Genomic DNA, 22,106 nt, shown 5'->3' on the forward strand with positions numbered 1-22,106 from the left:
CAGAGCAAAGCGCAAAGACAGGCTCGGCAAGGGGGCTTGCCGGATGGGGGAGAGCTATTTTGGCGGCAGCGTCCTCACAAAGGCGCGGGCCCGGTCGAGCCACTCGCCCAGGGCGAAGTCTTCTTCCAGCGCATCGCCGCTGACGACAACGAAACCGCCCATGGTGCGGCCGCCCATGTCCATGATGCTGGCGCCCTCCTGGACAAGGGCGTCCTCCATGCCGTCCTTGCCGACGCGGACGAGCAGGGACCCATCCTTCATGGGCGCCACCAGCATATTGCCATTGGACATGAAGGCATTGGCGCCGAACATCTTCTGTTCGCGGATATTGTCGCTGGCGGACAGCAGGTCCCTGATGCGGTCGGCGAGTTCTTCGGCTGCCATGCTCATACCGGCTTCTCCGGGCGGTAGGTGTCGTAATGGGGGAAGGCGCTGTCCACCAGGTCCCATTCGGGGTGATGGCGGGAGAAGATCAGCTGGTTGGGCGCGTACCAGTCATTCTCTCCGGCAAACAGCCCGGCCAGGAGGATTCGGAAAGCCGGTGCGCGCGACGATTCGGCATAGAGTGTGGTGCCGCATTCCGGGCAGAAGTGCCGTGTGAAGGTCGCCCCGGAATCGGCTGGCCGCGCGAAGCTTTTTGTTTCGCCGGTGATCTGAACAGCGTTGGCAGGCACCAGGACGACGCAGGAATGGCCACCGCCCGACACTTTCTGGCAATTGCGGCAACCGCATTGGAACATGGACACCACGCGGCCATTGGCGTGCAGGTTCACCGCGCCGCAATCGCAATTGGCTTTCTGGTCGATCTGCTCAATCCTGCTCATGGATGCAAGCTGGCATGGGCTGGTGGTGGCGGCAAGTGATCTTGCCAAGGCGGGCGGCAGGCGCAATGGTGCCGCGCCGCAGGAGAGACAATGGCGCTGCATCCCGAATTTCCGCTTGTGACCGAACGACTGCGCCTGCGGCCGTTCACGCGGGGTGACGTCGATGCGGTCCTAGCCTATCGCGGCAGGGAGGATGTGGCGCGCTACCTGTTCGATCCGCCGCTTAGCCGCGATGAATGCGCCATGGCCATCCAGCAACGGGCCACCCAGACCGGGCTGCTCGAAGAAGGCGACCGGATCGTGCTTGCGGTAGAAACGGCAGAAGGGGGTAAGCTGGTCGGCGAGGTGTCCCTCATCTGGCGGTCGGTCGAGGCCCGGCAGGGGGAACTGGGCTGGATCTTTCATCCCGACCACCACGGCCAGGGTTTTGCTACCGAGGCGAGCAATGCCCTGCTCGATCTCGGATTCGGGTCGGCAGACTTGCACCGCATCTTCGCCCGCTGCGACGCGCGGAACCAGTCTTCCTGGCGCCTGATGGAGCGGCTCGGCATGCGGCGCGAGGCCCATTTCCGGGAACACGCCCTGTTCAAGGGCGCTTGGGACGAGGAATTTTACTACGCCATTCTGCGCGACGAATGGCTGGCGCTCCGACATGCGGGAGAAGTTTGAGCTGCGTCAAACGTCCGTCAAAGCGATGCGATATTATCCCTTCTGCGAGGAACCACGGAGCGTGCCCGGCGTTCCTTGTCAGCACCAGTTTGACGTTGCGGAGGGTACTGGGTCATGTCGTCATTGCGCCTGCCGATCGAGACCGATCATCTGATTTTGCGACCCTTCAAACGCAGTGACCTGGATGCCGTTGCGCGATATCACACCCTCCCATCGGTTCAGCGCTATGTCGAACGCCCTACACGCTATGATGAAGACGTGGCGGCAGCCATTGCCATTATGCGTTCTCAGGTGCAGCTTCACCGGCCCGGCGACACGCTGACCCTGGCCATGGTGTGCAAGGGCGATCAGCAACTTGTGGGGCATGTGAGCCTGAAGTGGTCTGACGCGACGGCGGGACAAGGTGAGTTGCGCTTCGCCATAAATCCGGCGGAGAGTGGCAAGGGCTATCTGACCCAGGCGCTGACGGCCTTGATCGACCTGGCCTTCGACCATTTCCGCATCCACCGTCTCATGGTGCGTTGTGACGGGCGCAGCCACCATTCGGTCAAGCTGATGCAGAAGCTGGGCATGCGGCTTGAGGCCCATTATCGCGAGCATGCTTTGTTCCAGGGCGAGTGGGACGAAGAGCTGCATTTTGCCATTCTCGACCGCGAGTGGCGGCCGACGGCCAAGGTGCAAGAGCTGCCGATGCGGGCCCGCGTCGCCTGATTTGCTGAAAACGACCAATTAGGCTATGTCGCCGCAACTTTCCAGCGGATCGAATAGCATATGGCCGGCACAGACAGCTCCCAACCTCTCAACCTGGCACCTTGTCCCGCGATCATCCTGTGTGAGCCGCAACTGGGCGAAAATATCGGCGCGGCCGCGCGGGCCATGGCCAATTTCGGGCTGTGGGACATGCGGCTGGTGCGCCCGCGCGATGGCTGGCCCAATGAAAAGGCCGTGGCTGCCGCCTCGCGCGCCGATCATGTGCTGGAGCGTGTCCGTGTCTTCGAGACGCTCGAAGAGGCGATAGGCGACCTGACCTTGGTCTACGCCACCACCGCCCGCTCACGCGACATGCAGAAGGAAGTCTATGGCCCCGAGGAAGCCTCGTCGGCCATGGCCGGTCATATTGCCGGCGGACAGAAGGCGGGTCTTTTGTTCGGCCGCGAACGCTGGGGCCTGCTGAACGAGGAGGTGGCCATGGCCGATGCCATAGTCACGCTACCGGTCGAGGCCGCCTTCGCCTCGCTCAACATTGCCCAGGCAGTGCTGTTGATGTCCTATGAATGGCGCCGCACCAGTGAAGCGGGCCGGGCGCTGCCCTTTGGCGACAACCTGGCCGAAGCCGCACCGCGCAACGAATTGGTGGGGCTGTTCGAGCATCTCGAAGGTGTGCTGGACCAGACCGGCTTTTTCACTACCCCCGACAAGCGGCCCAGCATGGTCAACAATCTGCGGACCGCGCTGACCCGGGGGCGGTTCACGAGCCAGGAAATCCGCACCTTGCGCGGTGTGATCTCCTCCATCGACCGCCGCCATGAGCGGCCCAACCCCAACCGGATGAAAAAGGCGGAGAAGACCGAGGAGTAGCGATGCGCCTCTCGCCTTGAAAGGGGAGGTGAGAAGTCCTTTGACCGTTTATCGCCGAAATGCGATGAGCGGGCCATCATGAGCGCACACGCCCCCTCCGAGCCGTCCAAGCTCGCTTTCACCTATATCGGTTTCCGCTTTTTCTGGCTGACCACGCTATTGGTCAGCTTTGCGGTGCAGATCATGTCGGTGTCCATCGCCTGGCAGATCTATGACGTCACCGGCAATGCCTTCCTGCTGGGGCTGGTGGGCCTCTGCCTGTTCCTGCCCGCGCTGCTGCTGATTCTGGTGACCGGGTTGACGGCCGACCGGTTCAATCGGCGCGGCATCATGGCTGTTTGCCTCACCGTCGAACTGGGCTGCGCGCTGGGTTTCTTCACTTTGGTCAATGTCGAGGCGCACGAGGTCTGGCCGATCTTCGTCATTCTGGTCGTGCTGGGCACGGCGCGCGCCTTCTGGGGGCCGGCGGCGCAATCACTGGCGCCCAATCTGGTGCCGTCCGAAGCGCTCAGCAACGCCATCACCGTCAATGCCTCCGCCTGGCAGTTCGCGTCGATCACCGGGCCGGCTGTCGGCGGCCTGCTTTATGGCATTGCTCCCGGCTTCGCATTCGGCACGGCGGCGACGCTGCTGGTCTGCGCCGTCGTCACCGTGATGTTGATACCCAAGCCGGCCAAGCGCCAGTCGCATCAGGCGACGAGCCTTGAAACCATGTTTGGCGGCTTTCGCTATATCTTCTCCAACAAGGTGGTGCTGGGTGCCATTTCGCTCGATATGTTCGCCGTCTTGATGGGCGGGGCGGTGGCGCTGCTGCCGATCTATGCCAAGGACATTCTTAATGCCGGGCCGACCGAGCTGGGCCTGCTGCGCGCGGCGCCGGGGCTGGGGGCCATCGTGATGGCGCTCTATCTCACGCGCTTTCCGGTGCGCGATCACGCAGGCAAGGTGCTGTTCCTGTTTGTTGGCCTGTTCGGCGCCTTCACCGTCATCTTCGGCTTCTCGACCACGGTTTGGGTGTCCATTCCCGCGCTGGCGCTGGTGGGGGCGGCTGACATGGTCAGCGTCACCATCCGCGAAACCATCATGCAGCTCTGGACGCCTGAAGAGGTGCGCGGCCGGGTCAACGCAGTCAATTCCGTCTTCATCGGCGCATCGAACGAGCTGGGCGAGTTCCGCGCCGGCACCGTGGCGCATCTGATCGGGCCGGTGCCTGCCGTGGTCATTGGCGGCTTTGGCGCCATGGCCGTGGCCGTGATCTGGAGCCGCGTCTTCCCCCAATTGCGCAACCAGCGGCATATCGACAAGCGCATGGCGTGAGTTTGCGCTAAACAGGGGCCATGACAGATTCTGCTCTACAATCTGCCAGCAGCCAGGCCGTGTCGCGCAGCGGCATGGCAATCATGGTTTTGGCGGTCACCATCGTGCCCATTGGTGATGCGCTGTCGAAATCACTCACTTCCCAGCTCAATCCGTTCGAAATCGCCTTCTGGCGCTTTGGTTTTCAACTGATCGTACTCGGGCTGGTGCTGGTCGTGCTGCGACGCCGGCTGGAGACCGGGCCATGGGGCTTGATCCTGTTGGGCGGCGCCACTTCGGCGATTACGCTGAGCGCCCTGATCGGTGCCTTTGTCACCATGCCGATCGCCACGGCCATTGCGATCTTTTTTGTTGAGCCGCTGATGCTCACCGTGCTCTCGGCGCTCATCCTCAAGGAAAAGACCGGCTGGAGGCGCTATCTGGCGGTTGCCGTGGGCCTCGGCGGCGTGCTGGTGGTCATTCGACCGAGTTGGGACATTTTTGGCTGGGCCTCGCTCCTGCCGCTTCTGGCCGCCCTGGCCTTTGCCATCAACGCCATTGCCATGCGCAAGCTCTCTACGCGCATGGGATCGCTCTCCATCCAGTTCTGGTTCACCCTGGTTGCGGTCATCCTGCTCGGGGTAGGGCTTCTCGCCTTTGGCCGGATGGAGCTGGTGTCCGGTTCGGGCATTGATTTGTCGGGGCCCTGGGCGCAATTCGTGCTGATGGGGGCGCTTTCGGCCTTCACCTTCTTCTTGTTCACCGAGGCCTTCCGGCGAACACCGGCCTCCACGCTGGCGCCGTTCCAGTATATCGAGATCGTCGGGGCCACGATTGTCGGTTATATCGCCTTTGGCGACTTCCCCGATTTCTGGACCTGGGTGGGCACCGCGATCATTCTGGGATCCGGGCTCTATGTATTTCACCGCGAAAGGCAGGCATCAGGCCGCAGCGCTTGACTCGCCCGGTCTGCCCCTCTAAGACGCGCCCACCTATTCCGGCCAACCGGCCCATAGGCGCACCCGGGATTCTCTGTTGGGAGTCTGTCGGTCCTTGTGAAAGCGAGGGCAGAGGAGGGCGCGATCCATTCAACGTTTGAAGAAGGATACGCGATGTCGAAGCGTCATTCAGCAAAGTACAAGATTGACCGCCGTCTTGGCGAAAACATCTGGGGCCGTCCCAAGTCCCCGCTCAACGCTCGTGCCTATGGCCCCGGCCAGCACGGCCAGCGCCGCAAGGGCAAGCTGAGCGACTTCGGTCTGCAGCTGCGCGCCAAGCAGAAGCTCAAGGGCTATTACGGCTCGATCACGGAAAAGGCCTTTCTGCGTCTTTATGCCGAAGCCAACCGTCGCAAGGGCGACACCGGCGAGAACCTGATCGGCCTGCTTGAGAGCCGTCTGGACGCCATTGTCTACCGCGCCAAGTTCGTCTCGACCGTGTTCGCTGCCCGCCAGTTCGTCAACCACGGCCACGTCATGGTCAACGGCCAGCGCGTCAACATCCCGTCCTACCAGGTCAAGGTCGGCGACAAGATCGAAGTGCGTGAGCGCTCCAAGCAGCTCACCGTGGTTCTGGAAGCCAACCAGCTCGCCGAGCGCGATGTGCCCGACTATATCGAAGTCGATCACAACAAGCAGGTCGCGACCTATGTCCGCGTGCCCGCCCTCTCGGATGTGCCGTACCCGGTCCAGATGGAACCGAACCTGGTCGTCGAATTCTACTCGCGTTAATCGCGACGACAGACCACCGAATTGGAAAGGGCCGCTCCTCGGGAGCGGCCCTTTCTTTGTTTTATGGGAAGTGTTGGCGGGACGTCGCTGCCAACGCAATCCATTGTGGCAGGAGACCAGCGGGCAGGGCGGCCGCCCCACCCGCAAGCGTGTCTCACTCTGCTGGCGTTCCGCTGCCAACACTGACCTTGATCGGCTCCTGGTCGCGCGGAATGTAGCTCTCGAAGGTGCGCAGGCGCATGATGACCGACTGCAGTTCCACGATCACAGTCCAGGCCCGTGCGAAGAACTGGAAGGAGCCGAAAACCTGGCCGAAGGCAATCTGGATTTGCTGGTAGAGGCCCATGGTCAGCGTGCCGGCCAGGATGGACGGGGCCATCACCAGGAGGGGCACATAGCCTACCATGTTCGTGTAGCCGTAGCGCGCCAGGTTAAAGTAGGTGTAGTGGAAATACAGGCGGAAGTAGTTCCGCTGCACATTGGCGAACAGATCACGGACAGTCGGAGGCTGGGCCCGGTCCGGGTGGTCCTCGCCGAACACCAGTTCCTTTCGGTAGGCCGCTTCGACCAACTGGTTGTTGAAGTTCAAACCGGGCAGCTTGATGCCCACCAAGGCCAGCAGTGCTGTACCCGCCGCTGCGCCGACAAGCGCGACCCAGACAAGGCCGCCTGGCGTTTCGCCAAAAATCGGCAGTTCGCTGATATTGGCCGAAAGGTTCCAGAGCAGGGGCAGGAATACGACCAGCGTGATCAGAGAGTCGAAGAAGGCAGTGCCGAGGTCTTCCATGATCGCGGCGAACCGCATGGTATCTTCCTGAACGCGTTGGGCTGCGCCCTCTGTGGTGCGGATCTTGGGCCAATGCTCCATGTAGTAGAAGTTCATCGCCTTGCGCCAGCGGAACACATAGTGCGAGGTGTAGAAGGCTAGACCCACCGCCACGAGGACACTGGGGATGGTTACCAGAATGATCGTCCGGGTCAGGCCATAGAGTTGCTCCGGCGTCACCGAGCCGGGCTGTGTCAGCGCGAGCTGGATGACGTTGAAGAACGAGCCGGACCACTCATTGACGAATTCCGATACCTGCACCTGAAAATAAATAATGAGCAGGATGATGGTCGAGGAGACCACTGACCACCAATACCACTCATTGCGCTTGTAGAAGTACCAGAACACGCAGAACAGCAACGCTGTCATCAGCACATACTGGTAGAGCCACACGCGCTCCGCGGTCAGGAAATTCAGCTCGGCACCTGCCATGGCCCGCGCGGTCGGACTAGGTGCGGTGGGCGACTCGCTCTCAGTTTCTGCGGGCGCATTTGGGTTTGTTTGCGCGGCGCCAGCCGCAGGGTCCGGCGTGCCGGGCACATCTTCGGTCGTGGGCTGGTCAGCAATGGGCGCCGAGACAACCGGATGGGTGAAGCGGTCTATGCTGAGCACCGAGCGGGCCGGCTCGCCTATGGCGAACCAGAGCAATACGGCTGCCAGCATCCAGATGACAGCCGAGGAGAAGAAGAGCTTGGGATCGGGAAAGAAGGAACGGAACACCGCGTGACTCCAAGGTGTCGGAAAGTTGTGTCATCTAACTGTGGCAATCGGCATTAAACAAGGACAGGAAGTTAAGCTTTGGTAAGGTTTCACCTTTCCGGCCGACCTTTCCATCCGGCGCCTGACGCGGTATCAGCTACGCGTGCCTTCAGAAGAGAGTTTCGCCATGTCCGCGGTGATGGATGCCCCCGCCACGCCCGCTGATGACGCCGACAGCGGCGCGCATCCGATATTCGCCAATGCACCGCGTTCGGTGGAGTTCAACAAGCTGCGCAAGCGGCTGATCCGCAACACCCGCGAGGCTCTCGAGAAGTTTGCCATGGTGCGACCCGGCGAGAAGTGGCTGATTGCTCTGTCCGGCGGCAAGGACAGCTATGGCCTGCTTGCCCTGCTGCTCGACCTGAAATGGCGCGGCCTGCTGCCTGTGGAACTGCTCGCCTGCAATCTCGATCAGGGCCAGCCCAATTTTCCCAAGCATATCCTGCCCGAATTCCTGACCGGGCTGGGGCTGGAGCACCGCATCGAATATCAGGACACCTATTCCATTGTCACCGACAAGCTGCCCCAGAGCGCGACCTATTGTTCGCTCTGCTCGCGCTTAAGGCGGGGTAATCTCTACCGCATCGCGCGGGAGGAGGGGTGTACGGCGCTGGTCCTCGGCCACCATCGCGACGACAGCCTCGAAACCTTCTTCATGAACCTGTTTCACGGCGGCAAGCTGGCCGCCATGCCGCCCAAGCTGGTCAATGACGAAGGCGACCTCGAAGTGCTGCGTCCGCTGATCTATTGCGCCGAGGAGGACCTGCAGCGGTTTTCCGACGCCATGCAGTTTCCGATCATTCCCTGTGACCTTTGCGGTTCGCAGGACGGGCTTCAACGCAATGTCACCAAGGCCATGCTCAATGACATGGAGCGTGCCATGCCGGGCCGCAAGGATGTGATGATCCGTGCGCTGGGCAATATCAATCCAAGCCATATGCTCGACCCGCGCCTGTTCGATTTTTCCGCTCTTTCCATCAAGTCAAAGGACGCCTAGCGCCATGAACGTCGATCGCCTCGCCGCCATCCTGAAACAGGCAGCACAGGAGGAGATCATGCCGCGCTTCCGGCGGCTCGATGAAGGAACGGTGCAGACCAAATCGGGAGCCTTCGACCTCGTCACCGAGGCCGATGTCGGCGCCGAGCGGGTCATCACCGCCGCCATCAATGCGCATCGCCCCGATGTGCTGGTGATTGGCGAGGAGGCCGTGGCGGCTAATCCCAAATTGCTCGACACCAAGCTCGAGGATCGAATCGTGATTTACGTCGATCCCGTTGATGGCACTGCCAATTTCGCCGGCGGCCTGCCACTGTTCGCGGTCATGGCAGCGGTGGTGCAGAATGGCGAACCGGTGGCCGGCGTCATCTATGACCCGCTGGGCGATGACGTGCTGATGGCCGAAAAGGGCTGCGGCGCATTCCAGGTTTTCCCCGATGGCCGCGCCATCCGCCAGAAGTTCGCCGATCCGGTGCCGCTTGGCGAGATGGGCGGGTTGGCGTCCACCATGTTCCTGCCTAAGGAGCAGCGCAGCACGGTCATGGCCAATCTGGCCAAGGTGAAGATGCTCGCCAATTACCGCTGCGCCGGTCACGAATATCGCTATGCCGCTGGCGGCAATGTGCATTTCATGATGTATGCCAAGCTCATGCCCTGGGACCATGTCGGTGGCGCGCTGATCATGCGCGAATGCGGCGCCCATGTCGCCAAGTTCGATGGCACGCCCCACCGCCCCTCCGATCTGTCCGGCGGCCTCCTGGTCGCGTCCGATCAGGAGAGCTGGACGACATTGCGCCGCGAGGTGTTTACGGTCTAGGACCATTGCCCGGCATGTCCGGGCCATCAATCTCGTTGAGGCTTGCGCCGACTCATAAGTCTATGCTTATGTGTTGAGCATGAGCGAACCGGAAATCTTCAAAGTCCTGTCTGACCCGACCCGCCGCGCCATACTTGAGCGCCTGGCGGGCGGTGAGGCCACGGCCACCGATCTGCGGGAGGGCTTTGCCATCACCCAGCCGGCCATGAGCCAGCACCTGGCCATGCTGCGCGGGGCAGGGCTGGTGAGCGAGCGCCGCGCGGGGCGTTATGCCCATTATAGCGTCAATGCCGAGGGGTTTGCGCCGCTGCATGCCTGGCTGGCCCGCTACCGCGCCTTCTGGCCCAGCCGCATCGACAATCTCAAGGATCTGCTGAGGGAGATGGATCAATGAGCGAGACAGACGAGGATCTGGTGTTTGAGACCGGGCTCGATGCTTCTCCGGACAAGGTCTGGCGGGCTTTGACCATCCCTGAATATCTCGAACGCTGGCTGGACCGGCCAGAGAGCGTCCAGGTCGATCAGGTGGCGGCCAACGCGCCCCATTCGGTCACCTATCGCTGGACCGAGCGCGGCCCCGGCGATACCGAGGCGGCGGAGAGCTTCGTGACCTTCGAGCTCACGCCGCGAGACGATGGCGGCACCTGGTTCCGCCTGACGCACAGGCCGGCCGCCCTGCCGGCGGCGGCCAACAATAACGAGGTTCAGACGGCGATGCTCATGCGCGCCGCCTGACCGCTCCACCGCTCGCCCACATTCCTGCAAACTGATGGAGGTCGCCCATGCGCGACATGATGCAACTCGTCCCTATGGTCGTTGAAAATTCCAGCCGGGGGGAACGCGCATTCGATATCTACTCGCGCCTGCTGCGGGAGCGGATCATCTTTCTCAACGGCCAGATCGAGGACAATATGGCCTCGCTGGTCAGCGCGCAGCTTCTGTTTCTGGAAGCAGAGAATCCGAAAAAGCCGATCTACCTCTATATCAACTCGCCCGGCGGCGTTGTCACCTCAGCCCTGGCCATGTACGACACTATGCAGTTCATTCGTGCGCCGGTGGGCACGCTGTGCATGGGCATGGCAGCGTCTGCGGCAACGCTGATCCTGGCGGCCGGCGAAGCAGGCCAGCGCGCCGTGCTGCCCAGTGCATCACTCATGCTGCATCAGCCCTCAGGCGGCTATCAGGGCAAGGTCACCGATATCCTTATCCACGCCGAGGAGAGCCTCCGGCTCAAGCGGCGCACCAACGAGATCTACGCCAAGCATTGCGGCCGGACCTATGAAGAGGTCGAGACCGCGCTGGAGCGCGACCGCTATATGGCGCCCGATGAAGCCAGGGCCTGGGGACTGGTCGACCACATCTTCACCGACCGCGCCCAGTTCGAGCAGTCGGCCACACCGGACACCTGACCGGCGGCACGACACAACGCAAAACGGGGATTTCCAGCGCGTGGAAATCCCCGTTGTCTGTTTGAGCGCTCTGGCGCGAATGGGGCGTTAGTGCGCTTCCATCACCGGCTCGGCCTTGGCATCGGCATATTGTTCGCCAACACCGAACAGGCGGCCGTTTTCGGCGATCAGGATGAACACCAGCGACATGATGCCCATGGTGAAATACCCCGCGGCGGCCGGGACGGTGGTGCCGTCGAACAACTGGCCGATATAGCCACCGATCAGTGCACCACCAACGGTCTGGATGAAGCCGAACACCGAGGCGGCGGTGCCGGCCACGGCGCCCAGCGGCTCCATGGACAGCGAGTTCATGTTCGAGGCCGCCCAGCCGAACGAGAACATGATGACGCACAGCAGGCCGAAAAACAGCCAGAGCGGCAGAAAGCCGGACATGGCAAAGGCCAGCCAGATGCCCGACATCAGGGTAAAGGTCAGCATGGCGCCATGTGAGAGACGGCGCATGCCCACGCGTCGCACGACCCTGGAATTGGTGAACGAGGATACCGCCATCAGCCCCGCCACCAGGGCGAAGGCGACCGGGAAATAGACCCCGAGCCCGTAGATATCGACATAGATCTGCTGGGACGAGCTGATGAAGCCGAACAGCGCACCGAACAGGAACATGCCGGCCAGGCCATAGGAAATAGCGACGCGATTGGTGAAGACGATGTGGAAGCCTTCCGTCACCCCCTTCATGCTGAGCGGGCGGCGCTTGTCGAGCGGCAGGGTTTCAGGCAGGCGGACAAAGGTCCAGAGCCAGAACACCAGCGCCAGGCCGCCCATGAACAGGAAGATGGTTTGCCATGGTCCGGTCAGCAGCAGCACCTGGCCAATGCTCGGTGCAATCACCGGAATGGCCATGAACACCATGAAGACCAGCGACATGACCTCGGCCATTTCACGGCCAGAATACCGGTCACGCACCACGGCGGTGGTGATCACACGCACGCTGGCGGCCCCAAGGCCCTGGATGAAGCGCAGCACCAGCAGCATGGTGAAGCTGGGCGCAAAAGCAGCAATGATCACAGCGACGATATAGACGCCAATGCCGGCCAGAAGCGGCGCACGGCGGCCGAACCGGTCGGTCAGCGGCCCGAAAGCCAGTTGGGCGACGCCCATCCCGATCATATAGGCCGCGATTACGAACTGGCGTTCGTTCTCATCGGCCACGTTGAGCGCCTCACCCATATAGGGCAGAGCAGGCAACATAACGTCGATCGCCAGGGCATTGAGCGCCATCAGCGCGGCCATGAGAGCAATAAATTCAGGGCGGGAGAGGACCCGCGTGTAATGATCTGACATGATTGAAACTCGTCAAAGCCGATGGGAAACGGCCGAAAGAATTGGCCGGACCATGAACCTGTTGCTCGGTTTTGGCAACCCTTCAATCGGCAAGAGCCGATGGAAGACTAGGCCGCCTTGAGCGCGAAACTGATCGCGCGGCCTTCATTGATCGGAATGTGGATCGCGGCTGAGCCGAGCCCGAGCAGAATGCCCAGATACCAGACCAGGTCATAGGCGCCGGTCTGGTCATAGACCACGCCGCCCAGCCACACGCCGACAAAGGAGCCGATCTGGTGGCTCAGAAAGGCAATCCCGTAGAGCATGCCCATATAGCGCGGGCCGAAGAACAGCGACACGAGGCCCGCCGTCAACGGTACGGTCGAGAGCCAGAGCAGGCCCATGCCGGCGGCAAAACCATAGGCGGTGACCTCGCTCACCGGAATGAGCAGGAATGCGGCGATCAGCAAGGCGCGCAGGAAGTAGATGGTCGCCAGCAGCATCTGCTTGGGCAGGCGGCTGCCCAGCCAGCCCGAAAGCAGCGAGCCGGCAATGTTGAACAGGCCGATCACGGCAATGGTCCAGCTCCCCACTTCGGGCGACAGGCCGCACTGCACCAGATAGGCCGGCATATGCACATTGATGAAGGCCAGATGGAAGCCGCAGACGAAAAAACCGATCACCAGCAGCCGGTAGGAGCCATGGCCCCAGGCGCGCGACAGGGCCTGCATGAAGGGCAGATCGGCTTCCCCGGGCAAGGATTCGGTGCGGCCGCGCATTGCGGCCGAGAGGGGAATAACCAGCAGCAGGATCACCGCAATCCAGACCAGCGCCATCTGCCAGCCGAAGGCCGAGATGAAGCCCTGGCCGAGCGGCGCAAAGATGAACTGTCCGGCCGAGGAGGCGGCGGTGGCAATGCCGAAGACGAAGCTGCGCTTTTCCGCCGGCACCACCCGCCCGAACGCGGCCATGACCACGCCGAAGGAGGCAATGGCTATACCCACGCCCGTGACGACACCGGCGGTCAGCGTCATTGTCAGCGTATCGGGCGAAAAGGCCATGCCCAGCACACCCAAGGCATAAACGAGGCCACCCACCGCCAATACGCGGCCAGAGCCATATTTGTCTGCCATGCCGCCGGCGAAGGGTTGAGCGATGCCCCAGACCAGGTTCTGCACGGCCATGGCCATGCCCCATTGCTCGCGGCTGAGGCCCAGGTCTTCAGTCACCGGCAAGGTGAACAGACCGAACGAGCCGCGGGTGCCGAAGCCGATGGCGGCAATGATGCAGCCGGCAATAATGACGAGCGGGAGGGGAACGGCGGGGCGCGCGGCAGTGACGGTCGCGGTCATGGCGAGAGTCTCGAGAGTAGCTGTCCGGCCAATCTACGCCCGGCCCGTTATCACGCAAAGCGATAATAGCTGATGGGTACCATCAGCGTTGGTGATAGACAAAGCTGGGACATCGGCCACTGCATCCTGATGCGCCGTTGCAGATGCGCCCAGAAAACGCAAAAGGCCCAGTCCGTTAAGACTGGGCCTTCTGAAACTGATTCCGCGAAGAACGCGATCAGGCGCTCTGCTTGACCTCGAGGCCGGCCTGCTGGAAGTGGGTCTGCAACTCACCCGACTGGAACATTTCGCGCACAATGTCCGCGCCGCCGACAAATTCGCCCTTCACGTAGAGCTGGGGGATGGTCGGCCAGTTGGTGTAGGCCTTGATGCCTTCGCGCAACTCGTCGCTTTCAAGCACATTGGCGCTGGAATAGTCGACGCCGAGGTAGTTCAGGATCTGCACGACCTGTCCGGAGAAACCGCACTGCGGAAAGTCCGGCGAGCCCTTCATAAACAGGAACACGTCGTTGTTCTTCACCTTGTCGTCGATAAAGGCGTTGATGTCGGTCATGGGAGGAGCCTTTCGAAAAGTCCGGGTTCAAGGGCCGGGTAAAGCTGGCTTCTAAATAGGGCAGGCGGGCTTGGCTGTCGAGTGGCGCCGCCCGGCTAGAGCCGCGCTTTCACCCAGGGGTGATCAATCATGTCGTCTATGGTGTCGAACTGGACCGCCTCCCAGCCCGCCTTGCGTGCGCCGAGCACCACCGCCTCGGTGTCATCGAAAAACAGGGGCGCGTCGGTGACCGGCCCGATCCTGTCAGCGATAAACTGGTAGTAGCGCGGATCCGGTTTACGGGTGCCAATGCGGGCCGAATAGAAAATGTCGTCGAACAGATCGCCGAGCTTGAGCACGGACCAGAGCCAGTTTGCCCGCATGTGCTCCTGATTGGTGGCGATATACAGCCGGCAATCCCCCGCAGCGCGCAGCTTGCCGACGACGTCGAGCACAGGCTGGTTGAGATTGGAGTCCTTCTCTAGCCAATAGCGCGCAAAGGCCATCGGGCTTCCGGTATAGCCCAATGCGGGCAGGCGCTTTTCCAGCGCGTCCATCAAAGCCATTTCGCCAACGATCACCTTCTTGATGAAGATGTCGAAGATGAACTCCTTTCGAAACTGGTCCGGATCGACCCCGGTGTCCGCCAGCAAATCCTTGTCCCAGGGCACGACCCGCTCCGGATTGGAATGATAGCCGTTGATCAGCACGCCATCGACGTCGAACAGGATCGCGCGGGTCAATCTTCTGGCCTCCATTGCGGTGCGCGAAGGACCCGCCTTATGCCAACACCCTCATTCGGTTCGCCCTTGAAGCGGGGAATAATATGCAGATGGGCATGAAACACGTGCTGGCCGGCCACACCGCCAATGTTCCAGCCCAGCGCGAAACCGTCCGGCGCCTTGTCGTCGAAATGTGCCTTGGCCGCGCTGAGGGCCTTGCCGAAATCTCGCCACTGGTCACCAGTGAAGTCAAACGGATCGGTGCTGTGCCGTTTGGGAATGACCATTCCGGCCACCGGCACCATGGGATCAATGCTCCCAAGCATATAGAAGTGCTCGGTCTCCAGGATCAGCTCATCCACAAGCAAGCGGTTTTCCAGGCAGAACCGGCAGTCCGGCACGGCAACGGTCATTTCGGCCTCGCCCCCAGCCCATTCAGCACCTCGCCCGGAATGCCGAGATCGGCAATGACTTCGGTGTGTCGGCGAAACCCGATCAGCTCGCGTTGCACGAAGTAACCCCAGACAGCCTCGCGCGCTTCGGTCAGCCAGTGCTCGCGGTCCGTGCCCGTCTTCAATGCGGCGATGGCCTTGAGAACACGCCGTTCTGCCGCGCCCAGCGAAGTGGCTTGTTCGGCCTGGATTTCATGGTCGATTGCAGCGGTGCCAGCCTCGGGGCGCACCATGCGGATCAGGTCGAGCGAGTCGCGCAGCCCCGACACGCGGTCAGTCCGGAACGCTGGTTTGCAATGCCAGGGCGTGCAGCGCCCCGCCCATATCCCCCTGCAGGCTGTCATAGACCATCTTGTGCTGCTGCACGCGGGTCTTGCCCCGGAACTGTTCGGATTTGACCGAGGCGGCCCAATGGTCACCGTCGCCGGCGAGGTCGCGGATTTCGATTTCCGCATCAGGCAGAGCGGCCTTGATGCGGCGCTCGATTTCGCTTGCGTCCATGGCCATGTGCACTCTCCCGCTCGTGTTATGCCGACGCAGCCGGAGCCGACGTCGATGCCATTGATATGGCATGCACGAAGACGGGCTTCAACTGGTCCTATTGGGTGGAAACAGCCTCTTGATCGGGCGCGACTTCAGCGCCGATGCAGCACTCGGCATCCGAACGCGTTGCGAAATTGGCGATGATAAAGTCGACGATCGGGCGAATCTGCTCAGCCTGCTCTGAGCCATAAAGACAATCGAGCACATAGCCGCGGCCATTGGCGACCGTCTCGGTATGCACCACAGTCAGCGGCACGCCCATGCTCGATTCGGGGCTTGAGCCCTCATAAACCAGCGCCGTGGTGTCCTGATAGGGCACCGTGCCCTTTGTGCCGAGCGCAAAGCCGGGCATGATGTCAGACCACGCGGCGACCACTTCAGCTTCGTCCAGGGCACCTAGCGCCGCATCGGCGGTCCAGCCGGTATCCTCCACGGGCACTACGGTCAGGTCGCATTGCAGCGGTGCATCGGGGTGATTGATGGTCAGCGGGTCGCCACCGCCGCCGCTTGCGATCATGCCTTCGGGGTAGATCACCGTATAGGGCAGGGTGGGCAGAATGGAGCGCGTGACATTGACGCTTTGCGCCGACGCCAGCGCGGGTGTGAGGACGAGGCCGAGGATCGCGAATCCCGCTACCGATATGTGCTTCATCATCTGCTCCCAACCAAGACGCCTTTGTATGAGGTGAGCAAAGCACCCCAAACAAAGGCGATGATATGGCGGAGCGCGCTAATGGCTCGGCTCGCCCGCCATGAAGCTGGGGAACCAACTTTCATGCGCTTCCTTGAGCGTTGCGACCGAAACTGGCCTCGCTCCACCCAAAGTCAGCGATGTGCCGCCGGTCGTTCCGATCCAGGGCGCGAATATGCCCAGGTCCTCGGCCTCTTTCCAGAGCGCAGCAATCTCATCGCCCTGCGGGTCGAGATTGAGCGTCACGAGGTAGCGGCCCTGATCCTCGCCAAAGAAGGTCAGGATCGGATCGTTCCCCTCGACATCGGTCACATTTGCGCCCATGCCGCCGGCAATCGCCATTTCGGCCAGCGCGACGCCCAGCCCGCCATCCGAGAGGTCGTGACACGCCGTGACCACGCCTGAGCGGATCAGCTTGCGCACGAAGTCGCCGGTCTTGCGCTCGGCCGCCAAGTCGACATGCGGCGCGTCGCCATCGCGGCGGTCGAACAGGTCGCGCAGATAGATTGACTGCCCCAGATGGGTGCCCCGCTCGGCAGGGCCTCCAATGAGCAGGATCGGCTGGTTCTCGGCGACAAAGCCGATGCCGACGCTCTGCTTCCATTCGGGCAGCAGGCCGACGCCGCCAATAGTCGGGGTCGGCAGGATGCCGCGGCCGTTGGTTTCGTTGTAAAGGCTCACATTGCCCGAAACGATTGGGAAATCCAGCGCCCGGCAGGCTTCGCCGATGCCTTCGATAGCCTTGACGAACTGCCCCATGATTTCCGGGCGCTCGGGATTGCCGAAATTGAGATTGTCGGTCGCCGCCAGCGGCTCAGCACCCGTAGCCGTCAGGTTACGCCAGCACTCGGCAACCGCCTGCTTGCCGCCCTCATAGGGGTTGGCCTCGCAGTAGCGCGGATTGACGTCCGAGGAGAAGGCGAGGCCCTTGGTCTCGTGACCGTCGACGCGGATCACACCGGCATCGCCACCCGGCCGCTGCATGGAATTGCCCTGGATCAGCGTGTCGTACTGTTCATACACCCAGCGACGCGAAGAGCACTGATGCCCGCCGATCAGCGCCGTCAGCGCCTCGGCCACATCCATCTGAGGCACATCATCCCTGGCCAGCGCAGCGGGAACTTTGGGTTCGACCCAGGGCCGGTCATATTCGGACGCTTCATCGCCCAGTTCCTTGATCGGCAGATTGGCGACTTCATCGCCCTGCCAGAGCACGCGGAAGCGCAGATCGTCGGTGGTCTTGCCCACCGTAGCGAAATCGAGCTCCCACTTCTCGAACACCTTGCGCGCTGCCGCTTCCTTTTCGGGATGCAGCACCATGAGCATGCGCTCCTGAGATTCAGAGAGCATCATCTCATAGGCCGTCATACGCTCCTCGCGCACCGGCACCTTGTCGAGATCGAGCTCGATGCCGAGGTCACCCTTGGCGCCCATTTCGACCGCCGAACAGGTGAGACCAGCCGCGCCCATGTCCTGAATGGCGATGACCGCGCCGGTCTGCATCAGCTCAAGGCAGGCTTCGAGCAGGCGCTTTTCGGTAAACGGGTCGCCAACCTGCACGGTGGGCCGCTTTTCCTCGATATCATCGCCGAATTCGGCTGAGGCCATGGTGGCGCCGCCGACGCCATCGCGGCCCGTCTTGGCGCCCAGATACACCACGGGCAGGCCAACACCCTTGGCTTCGGAATAGAAAATCTTGTCGGTATCGGCCAGGCCAGCAGCGAAAGCGTTGACCAGGTTATTGCCATTGTAGCGGGCGTCGAATTCGACCTCGCCGCCCACGGTCGGCACGCCGAAGCTGTTGCCATAGCCACCGACGCCAGCCACGACGCCACTCACCAGGTGCCGGGTCTTTTCATGGTCCGGCGCACCGAAGCGCAGCGCGTTCATCGCCGCCACCGGCCGCGCGCCCATCGTGAACACATCGCGCAGAATGCCGCCCACGCCCGTCGCGGCGCCCTGATAGGGCTCGATATAGCTGGGGTGGTTGTGGGATTCCATCTTGAACACCACGGCCTGCCCGTCGCCGATATCGACCACGCCGGCATTCTCGCCCGGCCCCTGGATGACGCGCGACCCCTTGGTCGGCAAAGTCCGCAGCCATTTCTTTGAGCTCTTGTAGGAGCAATGCTCGTTCCACATCGCCGAGAAGATGCCAAGCTCGGTGTAGGTCGGCTCGCGTCCGATCAGGTCGAGGATCTTCTGGTACTCGTCCGGCTTCAGGCCATGGCTGGCGACGAGGTCAGGGGTAATGGCGATGTCGTTGCGAAGAGTCATCGGGAAGAGTCCTGCGGGAGGAGATCAAGAAGTGGCCAGACGCCGCGCCAGCGCGCGGTCAATGCCGATGGTGATGAGATAGAGAATGGAAAGACCGATGGCCACCATCACGACGTTGATGGCGACCTGCCCATAGCCCAGTTCGAACGCGTTGAGCGTGGGGTAGGGATAGGCATTGGTGAGCGCGCCGCGGATCATGACATAGCCCAGGTAGATCAGCGGAGGCACCAGCATTGTGGGTACCTCGGCATAGTCGACTGTCCCATGCTTCTGCGTCACGACCCACCAGAGCGCGAAAAGGATCGGCGCTGCATAATGCAGCAGGTAGTCGCAGACCAGAAACAGCCCTTCGGGCTGCCAGATCGGGCGCAGTAGCACATGGTAAAAAATCATTACCAACGTCATCACGCCGGTCATCATCGCCCGCGTCTTTGGGGCGCGGAACCAGCTGAGCCATGACCATCTGGCCAGCGCCGAGAGATAGATCAGCGTGATCGTGATGTTGGTGAGAATGGTGAAGAAGCTGAAGAACTGCACCAGCGCGGCGGGCAGGCTCATGCCATTGGCCAGATAAGCCGGGATGGAAATCGAGAACTGCAGGCCAAGCGCAACGAGCCCGAGACTGAGGCCCGTCCATGTCAGCGCGCGGTTCAGCATCAGCCGGTTCACGCCACCTGCTTGAGCGCAGCGGCGAATAACGCCCGGCCATCGTCCCCGCCATGGGCGGCTTCGATCAGGTTTTCCGGATGCGGCATCAGGCCGAGCACGTTCTTCTGCTCGTTCAGAATGCCAGCGATGTCGTTGATCGAGCCGTTGGGGTTGGTGCCCTCGGCATAGCGGAAGGCCACGCGGCCTTCGCCTTCGAGGCGCGCCAGCGTCTCGGCATCGGCGAAGTAATTGCCATCGTGATGGGCTACCGGGCAGCGGATGATCTGGCCCTTGGTGTAGCCGCGGGTGAAGTCGGTCTCGGCATTGACCACTTCGAGCTTGACCTCGCGGCAGACGAACTTCAGCGACGTGTTGCGCATAAGCGCGCCTGGCAGCAGACCGGCTTCGATCAGGATCTGGAAGCCATTGCAGACGCCGAGCACCCTGGTGCCGCCGGCAGCGCGCTCGCGCAGCCTGTCCATGATGGGGGAGCGCGCAGCGATGGCGCCGCAACGGAGATAATCGCCATAGGAGAAGCCGCCGGGGATGACGATCAGGTCGGCATCGGGGATGTCTGTATCCTGGTGCCAGACCACGGCCGGCTTTTCGCCCCCGATCTTGGTCAGCGCCGCGATCATGTCGCGGTCACGATTGAGGCCCGGAAATACGATGACGGCGGCCTTCATCGGTCAATCCTTTTCGTCTGTCAGGGATGCGCGAGGCCCTTGTGGTGAGTCTTGTGCCAAAACGCAAGGGGCTCGACGCAGGCTGGCGGCTTATTGCCCGCACAATGTGGCATTCCAAGGGAACTTTGCCACTGATGTGGCGTTGGAACAGTATGGCAACATCTGGGAGGATATGAGCATGCAGCCGCAGACCCCGCCTTCTACCACCGAGCCGATGACTGTGCGCGGTGAGGATGGCAAGCCGCATATGGTGAGCGACATGAAGCCGGATCCCAAGCCGGTCCGTCGCACGCGCGTGCGGCCGATCGTGCCTGCGATTTTCAAGGCGCCCGACTGACAGGGGCTCTGACAGGCAGATCAGAAGAGAATGGGCCGGTTGATCCGGCCCTTTTCTATTCCGCTGGGCTGGGATTGGGTGCCGTTGCCTGCACGGTGCCGGGCAGATGCGCCCAGATCGGACGCTCAATCAGCAACCTGCCGAAGCCGGTCTTTTCGACGCCCCACCACAGCACCAGAGGAGCGGCGATGGCTACCACCATTGTGAGCAGGCTCAGCAGATTGGGTTCGTCCAACCCCAAGCGCAGCAGAACGATGCGGGCAATCCCCATGGGCAGAACGAAGGCGACATAGATCACCAGCGATCTGGCGCCCATCCAGCGCAACCAATTCATAAAGGGCAGGCGCGTGAACAGTGCCGCCACCATGCAGATGGCTGCCGCTCCGGCCAGGGCCAATGCCAGATGGATGCCGGGAATGGCGCCCCAGCCCATCTCAATATGCACCGGATCCATGCGGAAGCCGGGTGAAAACACCATGACCGCGTTCAAGACGCTCCAGGCCAACAATACGCCCAGAGCAGGCACGATGTGCGACCCGGTCCAATCTGCCAGTGCGAACAGGCGTGGTGCGAACACCGCTCCGGCATAAAAATAGATGAAATATTCGGCAAACTGGTCGACGAGGTAGCTGCCTGTATGGATGCTGGCCATTTGCAGGACGGCCGCCACCGCCAGCACACCCCATTGTGGGGCTTTGATGTCGTGCAGCAGCTTGGCGGCCAGCCCGAACACGGCCAGCATGTAGATGAACCACAGCACGCCGTATGGCTCGATCACCGCCAGGGCGAGGGAGGCTGCAGCGCTGCCGGGATCACGGGCGACCAGCGCTTCCTTGAACAGTATGTGGATGATGGCCCAGAGAGCGTAGAAATAGGCGTAGTGGACCACGCGCCGATCCGTAAAGCTGCGCCAGGGGCGGTCGATCACCTTGGTTAGGAACAGACCGGACAGCAAGAAGAACTCCGGCATGCGGAAGGGCATGGCGAAGGCTATGGTCCAATGCAGAAAGCCGGTTTGGCCTGTGTCCTCTCCGACACTGGCCGCGCAGTACATGGTGACCACGAGGAAGATGGACAGGCCCTTGGCCATGTCCACCCAATCCAGTCTGACTCTTTCGCCCATTGTGCCGCCTCCGCAATTTTGAAGCGGCATCATAGCGGCAAGCATCTCTGCGCCCCATCAATGCATGATGGCAGGCTTAAGGAAAATGCTTAATAGGTAAGTATTTAGCTAAAGCCGATCAGACCGGCACGGACGCATAGGCCGCGAACAGCAGGCCGAGCGAGGAGAAGAACATGACGGTGAGGGCGATCTGGGTCTTGCGCATAGTCATACGGTCCTGCGCCTGAAACTGGCGCGAATAGTGTTCTAGCCCGGAGGCGTTAATTTGTGATTTCGACCGAGTAGTTTTCGATCACGGTGTTTGCGAGTAGCTTTTCGCACATCGCATTGATCTGAGAACGCGCCGCTTCCGCGTCGGTTCCCTCGACTTCGAGATCAAACACCTTGCCCTGGCGGACGCCCCCGACACCGGCAAAGCCGAGGCTGGCCAGCGAGCCCTCGATAGCCTGGCCCTGGGGGTCGAGAACGCCGTTCTTGAGCGTGACAATGACGCGCGCTTTCATAACTACTCCGAA

Annotated in this window: 28 protein-coding genes; 12 read left to right on the forward strand and 16 right to left on the reverse strand. The window is 61.9% G+C overall.

What is annotated here, in order from left to right; genetic code table 11:
* Nucleotides 1-54 precede the first annotated feature (54 nt).
* A complete protein-coding gene (locus ACE4RL_RS09935) occupies nucleotides 55-390 on the reverse strand; it encodes a TfoX/Sxy family protein (protein WP_375597043.1) in 336 nt (111 codons plus the stop codon).
* A complete protein-coding gene (locus tag ACE4RL_RS09940; protein WP_375597044.1) occupies nucleotides 387-824 on the reverse strand; it encodes a GFA family protein in 438 nt (145 codons plus the stop codon). Before ACE4RL_RS09940 ends, ACE4RL_RS09935 begins: the two co-directional genes overlap by 4 nt.
* Before the next feature lie 90 nt (nucleotides 825-914).
* On the opposite strand from ACE4RL_RS09940, the gene ACE4RL_RS09945 reads away from it, so the two are divergent.
* The 6 genes from ACE4RL_RS09945 to rpsD all read left to right on the forward strand — a co-directional run bounded on the left by ACE4RL_RS09945 (nucleotide 915) and on the right by rpsD (nucleotide 6,097).
* Nucleotides 915-1,493: a GNAT family N-acetyltransferase gene (locus ACE4RL_RS09945; protein WP_375597045.1), complete on the forward strand. Its 579-nt coding sequence runs from the start codon at nucleotides 915-917 to the stop codon at nucleotides 1,491-1,493.
* Between the two features lie 114 nt (nucleotides 1,494-1,607).
* On the forward strand, nucleotides 1,608-2,204 hold the full coding sequence (locus tag ACE4RL_RS09950; protein WP_375597046.1) for a GNAT family N-acetyltransferase: 597 nt from the start codon (nucleotides 1,608-1,610) through the stop codon (nucleotides 2,202-2,204).
* Between the two features lie 60 nt (nucleotides 2,205-2,264).
* Nucleotides 2,265-3,071 (forward strand): RNA methyltransferase, encoded by an 807-nt coding sequence (locus ACE4RL_RS09955; protein WP_375597047.1) that lies wholly within the window; start codon nucleotides 2,265-2,267, stop codon nucleotides 3,069-3,071.
* 78 nt (nucleotides 3,072-3,149) lie between these two features.
* Nucleotides 3,150-4,388, forward strand: coding sequence for an MFS transporter (locus ACE4RL_RS09960; protein WP_375597048.1), 1,239 nt, complete (start codon nucleotides 3,150-3,152; stop codon nucleotides 4,386-4,388).
* Nucleotides 4,389-4,408: 20 nt separating this feature from the next.
* A complete protein-coding gene (locus ACE4RL_RS09965) occupies nucleotides 4,409-5,326 on the forward strand; it encodes a DMT family transporter (protein ID WP_375597049.1) in 918 nt (305 codons plus the stop codon).
* A gap of 153 nt (nucleotides 5,327-5,479) precedes the next feature.
* Nucleotides 5,480-6,097, forward strand: a complete 618-nt coding sequence (gene rpsD / locus ACE4RL_RS09970) for a 30S ribosomal protein S4 (protein ID WP_375597050.1) — start codon at nucleotides 5,480-5,482, stop codon at nucleotides 6,095-6,097.
* Nucleotides 6,098-6,251: 154 nt separating this feature from the next.
* Here rpsD and ACE4RL_RS09975 read toward each other — a convergent pair whose 3' ends face one another.
* Nucleotides 6,252-7,643: a peptide transporter gene (locus ACE4RL_RS09975; RefSeq protein WP_375597051.1), complete on the reverse strand. Its 1,392-nt coding sequence runs from the start codon at nucleotides 7,641-7,643 to the stop codon at nucleotides 6,252-6,254.
* A 166-nt stretch (nucleotides 7,644-7,809) separates the two neighbouring features.
* Here ACE4RL_RS09975 and ttcA point away from each other — a divergent pair, with 166 nt between their 5' ends.
* The 5 genes from ttcA to ACE4RL_RS10000 all read left to right on the forward strand — a co-directional run bounded on the left by ttcA (nucleotide 7,810) and on the right by ACE4RL_RS10000 (nucleotide 10,905).
* Complete coding sequence (gene ttcA / locus ACE4RL_RS09980; RefSeq protein ID WP_375597052.1) at nucleotides 7,810-8,679, forward strand: tRNA 2-thiocytidine(32) synthetase TtcA; 870 nt, start codon at nucleotides 7,810-7,812, stop codon at nucleotides 8,677-8,679.
* Nucleotides 8,680-8,683: 4 nt separating this feature from the next.
* Nucleotides 8,684-9,496, forward strand: a complete 813-nt coding sequence (locus ACE4RL_RS09985; RefSeq protein WP_375597053.1) for an inositol monophosphatase family protein — start codon at nucleotides 8,684-8,686, stop codon at nucleotides 9,494-9,496.
* Nucleotides 9,497-9,575: 79 nt separating this feature from the next.
* Nucleotides 9,576-9,890 carry an ArsR/SmtB family transcription factor gene (locus ACE4RL_RS09990; RefSeq protein ID WP_375597054.1) on the forward strand — a complete coding sequence of 105 codons (315 nt, stop codon included), beginning with the start codon at nucleotides 9,576-9,578 and terminating at the stop codon, nucleotides 9,888-9,890.
* A complete protein-coding gene (locus ACE4RL_RS09995) occupies nucleotides 9,887-10,231 on the forward strand; it encodes an SRPBCC domain-containing protein (protein ID WP_375597055.1) in 345 nt (114 codons plus the stop codon). Before ACE4RL_RS09990 ends, ACE4RL_RS09995 begins: the two co-directional genes overlap by 4 nt.
* A gap of 47 nt (nucleotides 10,232-10,278) precedes the next feature.
* Complete coding sequence (locus tag ACE4RL_RS10000; protein WP_375597056.1) at nucleotides 10,279-10,905, forward strand: ATP-dependent Clp protease proteolytic subunit; 627 nt, start codon at nucleotides 10,279-10,281, stop codon at nucleotides 10,903-10,905.
* Between the two features lie 87 nt (nucleotides 10,906-10,992).
* Here the strand turns inward: ACE4RL_RS10000 and ACE4RL_RS10005 are convergent, their stop codons facing one another.
* The 11 genes from ACE4RL_RS10005 to purQ all read right to left on the reverse strand — a co-directional run bounded on the left by ACE4RL_RS10005 (nucleotide 10,993) and on the right by purQ (nucleotide 20,131).
* A complete protein-coding gene (locus ACE4RL_RS10005; RefSeq protein WP_375597057.1) occupies nucleotides 10,993-12,249 on the reverse strand; it encodes a multidrug effflux MFS transporter in 1,257 nt (418 codons plus the stop codon).
* Nucleotides 12,250-12,356: 107 nt separating this feature from the next.
* Complete coding sequence (locus ACE4RL_RS10010) at nucleotides 12,357-13,580, reverse strand: MFS transporter (protein ID WP_375597058.1); 1,224 nt, start codon at nucleotides 13,578-13,580, stop codon at nucleotides 12,357-12,359.
* Nucleotides 13,581-13,797: 217 nt separating this feature from the next.
* Nucleotides 13,798-14,133, reverse strand: a complete 336-nt coding sequence (gene grxD, locus ACE4RL_RS10015) for a Grx4 family monothiol glutaredoxin (RefSeq protein ID WP_116588409.1) — start codon at nucleotides 14,131-14,133, stop codon at nucleotides 13,798-13,800.
* A gap of 95 nt (nucleotides 14,134-14,228) precedes the next feature.
* Complete coding sequence (locus tag ACE4RL_RS10020) at nucleotides 14,229-14,855, reverse strand: HAD-IA family hydrolase (RefSeq protein ID WP_375597059.1); 627 nt, start codon at nucleotides 14,853-14,855, stop codon at nucleotides 14,229-14,231.
* The gene (locus tag ACE4RL_RS10025; RefSeq protein WP_375597060.1) at nucleotides 14,852-15,247 is read right to left on the reverse strand and encodes an HIT family protein; all 396 of its coding nucleotides are present in this window, start codon (nucleotides 15,245-15,247) and stop codon (nucleotides 14,852-14,854) included. Before ACE4RL_RS10025 ends, ACE4RL_RS10020 begins: the two co-directional genes overlap by 4 nt.
* A complete protein-coding gene (locus ACE4RL_RS10030; RefSeq protein ID WP_375597061.1) occupies nucleotides 15,244-15,555 on the reverse strand; it encodes a DUF6665 family protein in 312 nt (103 codons plus the stop codon). The genes ACE4RL_RS10025 and ACE4RL_RS10030 overlap by 4 nt, the downstream gene beginning before the upstream one ends.
* A 4-nt stretch (nucleotides 15,556-15,559) precedes the next feature.
* Nucleotides 15,560-15,793: a BolA/IbaG family iron-sulfur metabolism protein gene (locus ACE4RL_RS10035; RefSeq protein WP_104893994.1), complete on the reverse strand. Its 234-nt coding sequence runs from the start codon at nucleotides 15,791-15,793 to the stop codon at nucleotides 15,560-15,562.
* 91 nt (nucleotides 15,794-15,884) lie between these two features.
* Nucleotides 15,885-16,481 carry a hypothetical protein gene (locus ACE4RL_RS10040; protein ID WP_375597062.1) on the reverse strand — a complete coding sequence of 199 codons (597 nt, stop codon included), beginning with the start codon at nucleotides 16,479-16,481 and terminating at the stop codon, nucleotides 15,885-15,887.
* 78 nt (nucleotides 16,482-16,559) lie between these two features.
* Entirely contained in the window at nucleotides 16,560-18,797 is a 2,238-nt protein-coding gene (purL, locus tag ACE4RL_RS10045) for a phosphoribosylformylglycinamidine synthase subunit PurL (RefSeq protein WP_375597063.1), read from the reverse strand.
* Nucleotides 18,798-18,821: 24 nt separating this feature from the next.
* Nucleotides 18,822-19,466, reverse strand: coding sequence for a Pr6Pr family membrane protein (locus ACE4RL_RS10050; RefSeq protein ID WP_375597064.1), 645 nt, complete (start codon nucleotides 19,464-19,466; stop codon nucleotides 18,822-18,824).
* Complete coding sequence (gene purQ / locus ACE4RL_RS10055; RefSeq protein WP_375597065.1) at nucleotides 19,463-20,131, reverse strand: phosphoribosylformylglycinamidine synthase subunit PurQ; 669 nt, start codon at nucleotides 20,129-20,131, stop codon at nucleotides 19,463-19,465. Before purQ ends, ACE4RL_RS10050 begins: the two co-directional genes overlap by 4 nt.
* Before the next feature lie 178 nt (nucleotides 20,132-20,309).
* Between purQ and ACE4RL_RS10060 the strand changes: the two genes are divergently transcribed.
* Nucleotides 20,310-20,468 carry a hypothetical protein gene (locus tag ACE4RL_RS10060; protein WP_375597066.1) on the forward strand — a complete coding sequence of 53 codons (159 nt, stop codon included), beginning with the start codon at nucleotides 20,310-20,312 and terminating at the stop codon, nucleotides 20,466-20,468.
* A 55-nt stretch (nucleotides 20,469-20,523) separates the two neighbouring features.
* Here ACE4RL_RS10060 and ACE4RL_RS10065 read toward each other — a convergent pair whose 3' ends face one another.
* Nucleotides 20,524-21,591, reverse strand: coding sequence for an acyltransferase family protein (locus ACE4RL_RS10065; protein WP_375597067.1), 1,068 nt, complete (start codon nucleotides 21,589-21,591; stop codon nucleotides 20,524-20,526).
* A 260-nt stretch (nucleotides 21,592-21,851) separates the two neighbouring features.
* Complete coding sequence (purS, locus tag ACE4RL_RS10070) at nucleotides 21,852-22,094, reverse strand: phosphoribosylformylglycinamidine synthase subunit PurS (protein ID WP_375597068.1); 243 nt, start codon at nucleotides 22,092-22,094, stop codon at nucleotides 21,852-21,854.
* Between the last annotated feature and the right edge of the window lie 12 nt (nucleotides 22,095-22,106).

The organism is Devosia polycyclovorans (assembly GCF_042181575.1).
Lineage (GTDB): Bacteria > Pseudomonadota > Alphaproteobacteria > Rhizobiales > Devosiaceae > Devosia > Devosia polycyclovorans.